We start from the raw sequence: 7,925 nt of genomic DNA on the forward strand, positions 1-7,925 counted from the left end.
CCCGCACCCCGGGCAACCACCGCTCCCGCTGCCCCGGACTCCCGTACGCGTGCACGGGATGCGCCCCCAGCCCCTGGAGCGCGAGGGCGGTCTCCGCCTCGGTGCAGCCGTACGCCAACGCCTCCCGCACCTCGCAGAGTTCGACGGCGCCGGACGTGAACAGCCGGTCCAGCAGCCCCCGTTGGCCGAGCTCGGCGACCAGGGGGCGGTTGACCCTGCCGGGCTCCCCCTTCTCCGCGAGCGGACGGAGGACTTCTGCGGCCAGTGTGCGCAACTCGGAACGCTCCATGGGCGTACACCCCCTCGGCCACGACCATATCGCGCTCTCTTGACCGCCGTCACCAACACGTTACGCTCGACGCACGACCCCGAACCGACAAGGGGGCGAGCCACCTTGCAGCTCTCGGCCCACGTCGACACCTTCGCGCGCGACCACCTCCCACCGCCCGACACCTGGCCCGAACTCCGTTTCACGAACGAGGAGTTGGCCTACCCACCCCGCCTGAACTGCGCCACGGACCTGCTCACCGGCCAGCCGGACGGCGCCCCCGCGTTCCGCACCCCGGCCACGACCTGGTCGTACGGCGAACTCCGGGCCCAGGTGGACCGCATCGCCCACATCCTGACGAGCGACCTCGGCGTGCTCCCCGGCAACCGCGTCCTCCTGCGCGGCCCCACCACCCCCTGGCTGGCGGCGTGCTGGCTGGCGGTCCTGAAGGCGGGCGCGATCGCGGTCACGGTCCTGGCGCAGCAGCGCGCGCACGAACTGGCGACGATGTGCGAGATCGCACGGGTCGGCCACGCGCTGTGCGACGCGCGCTCGTTGGACGACCTGGTCAAGGCCGAGGTCCTGGGCCTGCGGATCACCCCGTACGGCGGGGACACCCCGGACGACCTCCTCAACAGGCCGGCGCCCCGGCTCCCGTACCAGGCGGTCGACACGGCGGCCGACGACGTCGCGCTGATCGCGTTCACCTCGGGAACCACCGGCCGCCCGAAGGGCTGTGTGCACTTCCACCGCGATGTCCTGGCGATAGCGGACACGTTCGCGAGGCACGTCCTGCGCCCGACGCCGGACGACGTGTTCGCGGGCAGTCCGCCGCTCGGGTTCACGTTCGGGCTGGGCGGCCTGGTCGTCTTCCCGCTGCGGGTCGGCGCGAGTGCTCTGCTGCTCGAACAGGCGGGCCCGAAGGCCCTGTTGGCGGCGGTCCCGGAGCACCGGGTGTCCGTCCTGTTCACCGCGCCGACCGCGTACCGCGCGATGCTCGCGGACCTCGACGCGTACGACGTCTCGTCGCTGCGGCGCTGCGTGTCGGCCGGCGAGAACCTCCCCGCGGCGACCTGGCGCGCCTGGCACGAGCGGACCGGGCTGCGGATCATCAACGGCATCGGCGCGACCGAGCTGCTGCACATCTTCATCTCGGCGGCCGATGAGGCGATCCGCCCCGGGACGACGGGAGTTGCCGTGCCCGGCTGGGAGGCGCGCGTGCAGGACGCCGAGGGGAGACCGGTCCCCGACGGCACGCCGGGCCTGCTCGCGGTGCGCGGCCCGATCGGCTGCCGGTATCTCGCCGACCCCCGGCAGCGGGAGTACGTGCGGGACGGCTGGAACGTCACCGGGGACACCTATGTCCGGGAAGCCGACGGGTACTTCAGGTACGTGGCCCGCGCGGACGACATGATCGTGTCGGCCGGGTACAACATCGCGGGGCCGGAGGTCGAGGAGGCGCTGCTGAGGCATCCGGACGTGCTGGAGGCGGCAGTTGTGGGGCGGCCCGACGAGGAGCGCGGGCAAGTCGTCGTGGCGTACGCGGTGTTGCGCGAGGGCGCGCGGCAGGATGTGGCGGCTCTGCGGGCGTTCGTGAAGGAGGGGCTGGCGCCGTACAAGTGCCCGCGCGAGATCCGCTTCCCGGCCGGACTGCCGCGTACGGCGACCGGAAAGCTCCAGCGATTCCGGCTGCTCACACCGGAGGTGACCAGCACTGATGCCGAAGACCTAAGATGATCAACGTGTCCGACCAGCATGCACCACGGTCTCTGATCGTCACGCTCTACGGCGCGTACGGCCGCTTCGTACCGGGTCCGGTTCCCGTCGCGGAGCTGATCCGGCTGCTCGCCGCGGTAGGGGTCGACGCCCCCTCCGTACGCTCCTCCGTCTCCCGGCTGAAACGCCGCGGACTGCTGCTGCCCGCCCGCACCGAGCGCGGCGCGGCGGGGTACGAACTGTCGTGGGAGGCCCGGCAGTTGATGGACGACGGGGACCGCAGGATCTATTCCGACGGGCCGCCCGGTGACGAGGGCTGGGTGCTCGCGGTGTTCTCCGTGCCGGAGTCCGAGCGGCAGAAGCGGCACGTCCTGCGCTCCCGCCTTGCCGGGCTCGGCTTCGGGACGGCGGCGCCCGGCGTGTGGATCGCGCCCGCGCGCCTGCACGACGAGGCGCGGCGCACCCTGGAGCGGCTCGGACTCGGTCCGTACGTCGACCTGTTCCGGGGCGAGCACCTGGGGTTCACGGCGACGGTCGAGGCGGTGTCGCGGTGGTGGGACCTCGCGGCGATCGCCAAGGAGCACGAGGCGTTCCTCGACACGCACGAGCCGGTGCTGAGGGCCTGGCGGGAGCGCCCCGACACGCCCCCGCAGGAGGCGTACCGGGACTACCTCCTCGCCCTGGACACCTGGCGGCGCCTCCCCTACGCCGACCCGGGCCTGCCCGCACACCTGCTGCCCGCGAACTGGCCGGGAGTACGGTCGGCCGAGGTCTTCCACGCCCTGCACGCACGGCTGCGGGACGCGGGCGAGGCGTTCGTGCTGGCGGCCGGTCCCGGCACGGCGTACGGCGCCGGGTGAGGCGCCTCAACTCCTCAGCTGCAACCGGGGTTTGGGGGCGTCCGTGCGTCCCGTTCGCGGCCTCCTGCTGCCCGCCCGGTACGGCAGCGGCCACACCACGCCCGGCCCCTCATACCCTTGCTCGGCCGCCGCGTGCAGCGTCCAGTGCGGGTCGTACAGATGAGGCCGCCCCAAGGCGCAGAGGTCCGTACGGCCCGCCAATATCAGGGAGTTGACGTCGTCCCACGAGGAGATCGCGCCGACGGCGATCACCGGGACGCCCACCTCGTTGCGGATGCGGTCCGCGTACGGGGTCTGGTAGGAGCGGCCGAAGTCGGGGTGTTCGTCGGAGACGACCTGGCCCGTGGAGACGTCGATCGCGTCGGCGCCGTGGGCGGCGAAGGCGCGGGCGATCTCCACGGCCTCCTCGGGGGTGGTGCCGCCGGGGGACCAGTCGGTGGCGGATATCCGGACGGTCAGGGGGAGTTCAGGGGGCCAGGCGTCGCGTACCGCGTCGAAGACCTCCAGCGGGAAGCGGAGGCGGCCCGTGAGGGAGCCGCCGTAGGTGTCGGTGCGGTGGTTGGTCAGCGGGGAGAGGAAGCCGGAGAGCAAGTAGCCGTGGGCGCAGTGGAGTTCGAGGAGGTCGAAGCCTGCGTGGGCGGCGCGTTTCGTGGCCTTCGCGAACTCGCCGCGGATCTGCGCGAGTTGGGATCGGGTCAGCTCGCTCGGAACCTGGCTGTCCGTGCGGTAGGGCAGCGGGGAGGCGGCGACCACGGGCCAGTTGCCGTCCGGGAGGGGTTCGTCGATGCCCTCCCACATCAGCTTCGTCGACCCCTTGCGGCCCGAGTGCCCGAGCTGCACGCCGATCGCCGTGCCGGGTGCCTGTTCGTGGACGAAGTCGGTGATCCGGCGCCAGGCGGCGCCCTGTCGGTCGTCGTAGAGGCCCGTGCAGCCCGGCGTGATCCGCCCCTCGGCGCTGACGCACACCATCTCGGTCATCACCAGCCCCGCCCCGCCCAGCGCGCGGGCGCCGAGGTGGACGAGGTGGAAGTCGCCGGGGACGCCGTCGGTCGCGGAGTACATGTCCATCGGGGAGACGACGACCCGGTTGCGGAGGGTCAACTCCCGTAGCCGGAAAGGCGTGAACATGGGGGGCGTACCCGGCGGGCAGCCGAACTCCCGTTCCACGGACGCCGTGAAGGCGGCGTCGCGCAGCCGGAGGTTGTCGTGGGTGACGCGGCGGCTGCGGGTGAGGAGGTTGAAGGCGAACCGGCGCGGCGGCTGGCCGACGTACAGCGGGAGGTTCTCGAACCACTCCAGGCTGGCCCGGGCGGCACGCTGCGTGGAGGCGACGACGGGCCGCCGCTCGGCCTCGTAGGCGGCCAGCGCGCTGGGGACGTCCGGCTGTTCGTCGAGGCACGCGGCGAGCGCGAGGGCGTCCTCGACGGCGAGTTTCGTGCCGGAGCCGATGGAGAAGTGGGCGGTGTGCGCGGCGTCCCCGAGGAGGACGACGTTGCCGCTGGACCAGCGGTCGTTGACGACCGTACGGAACACCGTCCAGGCGGAGTTGTTGGACCGCAGGGGCCGGCCGCGCAGGGTCTCCCGGAACAGGTCGGCGCACCTCTCGATGGTGAACTCCCCTGTTTTCCACACCTCTTCGCGCATCTCGACGATGACGGTCGAGGCGTTCGGCGCGTACGGGTAGCCGTGGAGCTGGACGACTCCCGCGTCGGTCTCGGCGATGTCGAAGCGGAACGCGTCGAGGGCGAGGTCGGTGCCGAGCCAGATGTACCGGCAGCGGTGGGGGGAGAGCCGGGGCCGGAACGCGGTGGCGAAGGTCTCCCGGGTCGCGCTGTGCACGCCGTCGGCGGCGACGACGAGGTCGTACGTCTCGGAGAGCCACGCCGGGTAGGGGGCCTCGGTGCGGAAGCGGAGGTCGACGCCGAGTGCGCGGCAGCGGTCGTGCAGGACGGACAGCAGCCGTCTCCTGCCGAGCGCCGCGAACCCGTGGCCCGAGGAGACGTGGCGCCGTCCTCGGTGGGTGATCTCGATGGCGTCCCAGCGGACGAACTCCCGCTCCAGCGCGGCGTACACGGCCGGGTCGGCGTGTTCGATGCCGCCGAGGGTCTCGTCGGAGAGGACGACGCCGAACCCGAAGGTGTCGTCGGGTGCGTTGCGCTCCCAGACGGTGATCTCCCGTGCGGGGTCGAGGCGTTTGAGGAGGGCCGCCGTGTAGAGGCCGCCGGGTCCGCCGCCGATGACCGCGATCCGGCCGGTCATCGCCCTTGCCACTTCGGCGGGCGCTTCGCGGTGAACGCGGCGTGGAACTCCCGGTAGTCGGCGCCGTTCATGAGCAACGCCTGTGTGTTCGCGTCGAGTTCGACGGCCGCCGCGAGCGGCATGTCCAGCTCGGCCGTCAGCAGCGCCTTGGTCTGGGCGTGGGCGAGGGCGGGTCCTTCGGCGAGGCGGCGGGCGAGCGCGAGGGCGGCCTCGTCGGCGCCGCCCTCCTCGGTCAACTGGCTGATCAGGCCGATGCGTTCGGCCTCGGGCGCCCGCACCGGGTCGCCCAGCATGAGCAGCCGGGTGGCGTGCCCGAGCCCGACGACGCGCGGCAGGAGGTAGGCCGCGCCCATGTCCCCGCCGGACAGCCCGACCTTCGTGAACAGGAAGGAGAACCGGGCGGTCGGGTCGGCGACCCGGAAGTCGGCGGCGAGCGCGAGGACGGCCCCGGCACCGGCCGCGACCCCGTGCACGGCGGCGATCACCGGGAACGGCGCCTCGCGCACGGCCCGGACGACCTGCCCGGTCATCCGGTTGAAGTCGAGGAGCTGGGCGGTGTCCATGGCGAGCGTCGCGCCGATGATCTCGTCGACGTCGCCGCCCGAGCAGAAGCCGCGTCCCTCGCCGCGCAGCACGAGCGCCCGCACGGACCGCTCCCGGGACAGCTCGGCGAGGAGGTCCCGCAGGTCGGCGTAGGCGCCGAAGGTCAGGGCGTTCAGTTTGGCGGGGCGGGCGAGCGTGACGGAGGCGACGGCGTCCGTGACGTCGTGGTGGAGGTGTTCCCAACGGGGTGTGCGCGCGGCGGATCCGGTGAAGGGACTCACGCCCTCGAAGTTATCACCCGTACGTGACTGTCGTCACGAGGGCGATATAGCAGTGTCACCGGTCGTCGATAAGGCGGTAACAGCGGGATCGGCGTGGCGGGAGGGGCCGTTGGGAGGGGTAGATGCAGGTGGCCTCCCCTGGTGCGCCAGGGCCGGAGGCGGCCGTACCATTCCACAAAGTTGAAAGCAGGACTGCCTGATGTCGGACCCGGCACCCTGCGCCATGAACGGACTCGCCTTGCCTGAACGACCACCCTCAGCCTCCTGGCGCATCGCGCTGCCGCACACCGCCGCCGCCGTACCCGTCGCGCGCGCCCTGGTCCGTACGGCGCTGGCCGAGGTCGAGCACGGCGCGGACAGCGACACGGCGGAGCTGCTGACGGCCGAGCTGGTGGCGAACGCGGTCGAGCACACGGCGGGCAGCGAGCCGATAGAGCTGGTCGTCCATCTGCTGCCGAGCGGCTGTCAGGTCGAGGTCCACGACCAGGACCCGGCGGCGCCGGATGAGCTGACCCGGCCGTCGGGCGGGGACCCCGACCCGTGGCAGGAACACGGCCGGGGCCTGCTGCTGATCCGCACCCTGTCCTCCTCGTGCGGCCACCGGCCGACGGAGAAGGGGAAGGCGGTCTGGTTCAGGCTGGCCGCGATCCCGGTCGGCCGCTAGGCCAGCGTCGCCACCAGGATCGCCTTGATCGTGTGCATCCGGTTCTCCGCCTCGTCGAAGACCACCGAGTGCGCCGACTCGAAGACCTCGTCGGTGACCTCAAGGGATGTGAGGCCGTACGTCTCGTGGATCTCCCGGCCGACCTTCGTGCCCAGGTCGTGGAAGGCCGGCAGGCAGTGCAGGAACTTGACGTCCGGGTTGCCGGTGGCGCGCAGGACGTCCATGGTCACGGCGTACGGCGCGAGCGCGGCGATCCGCTCCGCCCACACCTCCTGGGGCTCGCCCATCGAGACCCACACGTCCGTCGCGACGAAGTCGGCGCCGGTGACGCCCTCCGCGACGGTCTCCGTCAGCGTGATCCGCGCGCCGCTGTCCGCGGCCAGCGCCTGCGCGCGGTCCACGATCTCCTGCGCGGGCCAGTACTGCTTCGGCGCGACGATCCGGACGTCCATGCCGAGCAGGGCGCCGGTGATCAGGTACGAGTTGCCCATGTTGAAGCGGGCGTCGCCGAGGTAGGCGAAGGAGATCTCCGCGAGCGGCTTCGCGCTGTGCTCGGTCATCGTGAGGACGTCGGCGAGCATCTGCGTGGGGTGCCAGTCGTCCGTGAGGCCGTTGTAGACGGGGACGCCCGCGTGCTCGGCCAGCTCCTCGACGGTTCCCTGCGCGTCGCCGCGGAGCTGGATCGCGTCGAAGAAGCGGCCGAGCACCCGCGCGGTGTCCTTCGCCGACTCCTTCTTGCCGATGTGCGAGCCGGCCGGGTCGATGTACGTCGTCGAGGCGCCCTGGTCGGCGGCGGCCACCTCGAACGCGCAGCGCGTACGCGTCGACGGCTTCTCGAAGATCAGCGCGATGTTCTTGCCGGTCAGGTGCCGCGTCTCGGTCCCGGCCCGCTTCGCGGCCTTCAGCTCGGCGGCCAGCGCGAGCAGACCGCGCAGCTCCTCGGCGGTGAAGTCCAGCTCCTTGAGGAAGTGGCGGCCGGCGAGGGCGGTCGGGACTGTCGCCATGGGGGCGCTCCAGAGGTACGTGAACAGACTGACCTGTGGAAGTCTATACGACGCTAAGCATTTCTATACAGTCACCGGTACGACGATGTGCCCAGGCGGTTTCATACGGCGTCCCGCTCCACCGGACAGCTCATGCAGCGCGGCCCGCCCCTGCCCCGCCCCAGCTCGCTCCCCGGGATCTCGATCACCTCGACGCCCTGTTTACGCAGGTGGGTGTTTGTCGTCGCGTTCCTCTCGTACGCGACGACGACCCCCGGCTCCACGCACAGCACGTTGCAGCCGTCGTCCCACTGCTCGCGCTCCGCCGCGTGCACGGCCTGCGTCGCCGTC

8 protein-coding genes are annotated in these 7,925 nt (G+C 72.0%); 3 read left to right on the top strand and 5 right to left on the bottom strand.

From position 1 onward, the window contains the following. A partial coding sequence (locus AOK24_RS23890; RefSeq protein WP_167376858.1) for an acyl-CoA dehydrogenase family protein occupies positions 1-289 on the bottom strand: 289 nt, incomplete at its 3' end. Positions 290-394: 105 nt separating this feature from the next. Here AOK24_RS23890 and AOK24_RS23895 point away from each other — a divergent pair. Then, positions 395-2,005, top strand: coding sequence for an AMP-binding protein (locus AOK24_RS23895; protein WP_055722124.1), 1,611 nt, complete (start codon positions 395-397; stop codon positions 2,003-2,005). Further along, complete coding sequence (locus AOK24_RS23900; RefSeq protein WP_055722125.1) at positions 2,002-2,844, top strand: PaaX family transcriptional regulator; 843 nt, start codon at positions 2,002-2,004, stop codon at positions 2,842-2,844. Before AOK24_RS23895 ends, AOK24_RS23900 begins: the two co-directional genes overlap by 4 nt. Positions 2,845-2,850: 6 nt before the next feature. Here AOK24_RS23900 and AOK24_RS23905 read toward each other — a convergent pair whose 3' ends face one another. Together AOK24_RS23905 and AOK24_RS23910 are read right to left on the bottom strand one after the other, a co-directional pair. Continuing rightward, complete coding sequence (locus tag AOK24_RS23905) at positions 2,851-5,103, bottom strand: bifunctional salicylyl-CoA 5-hydroxylase/oxidoreductase (RefSeq protein ID WP_055722126.1); 2,253 nt, start codon at positions 5,101-5,103, stop codon at positions 2,851-2,853. Beyond that, complete coding sequence (locus AOK24_RS23910; protein ID WP_055722127.1) at positions 5,100-5,927, bottom strand: enoyl-CoA hydratase family protein; 828 nt, start codon at positions 5,925-5,927, stop codon at positions 5,100-5,102. Before AOK24_RS23910 ends, AOK24_RS23905 begins: the two co-directional genes overlap by 4 nt. A gap of 223 nt (positions 5,928-6,150) precedes the next feature. Here AOK24_RS23910 and AOK24_RS23915 point away from each other — a divergent pair, with 223 nt between their 5' ends. Beyond that, positions 6,151-6,591, top strand: coding sequence for an ATP-binding protein (locus AOK24_RS23915; RefSeq protein WP_055722130.1), 441 nt, complete (start codon positions 6,151-6,153; stop codon positions 6,589-6,591). Here AOK24_RS23915 and argF read toward each other — a convergent pair. Beyond that, positions 6,588-7,595: an ornithine carbamoyltransferase gene (gene argF, locus AOK24_RS23920; protein ID WP_055722128.1), complete on the bottom strand. Its 1,008-nt coding sequence runs from the start codon at positions 7,593-7,595 to the stop codon at positions 6,588-6,590. The two genes, AOK24_RS23915 and argF, sit on opposite strands and share 4 nt — an antisense overlap. Before the next feature lie 101 nt (positions 7,596-7,696). Then, positions 7,697-7,925: arginine deiminase family protein (locus AOK24_RS23925; RefSeq protein WP_240554084.1), on the bottom strand; the 229-nt coding region annotated here is incomplete at its 5' end.

Source organism: Streptomyces niveiscabiei (genome assembly GCF_001419795.1).
GTDB classification, from domain to species: Bacteria; Actinomycetota; Actinomycetes; order Streptomycetales; family Streptomycetaceae; genus Streptomyces; species Streptomyces niveiscabiei.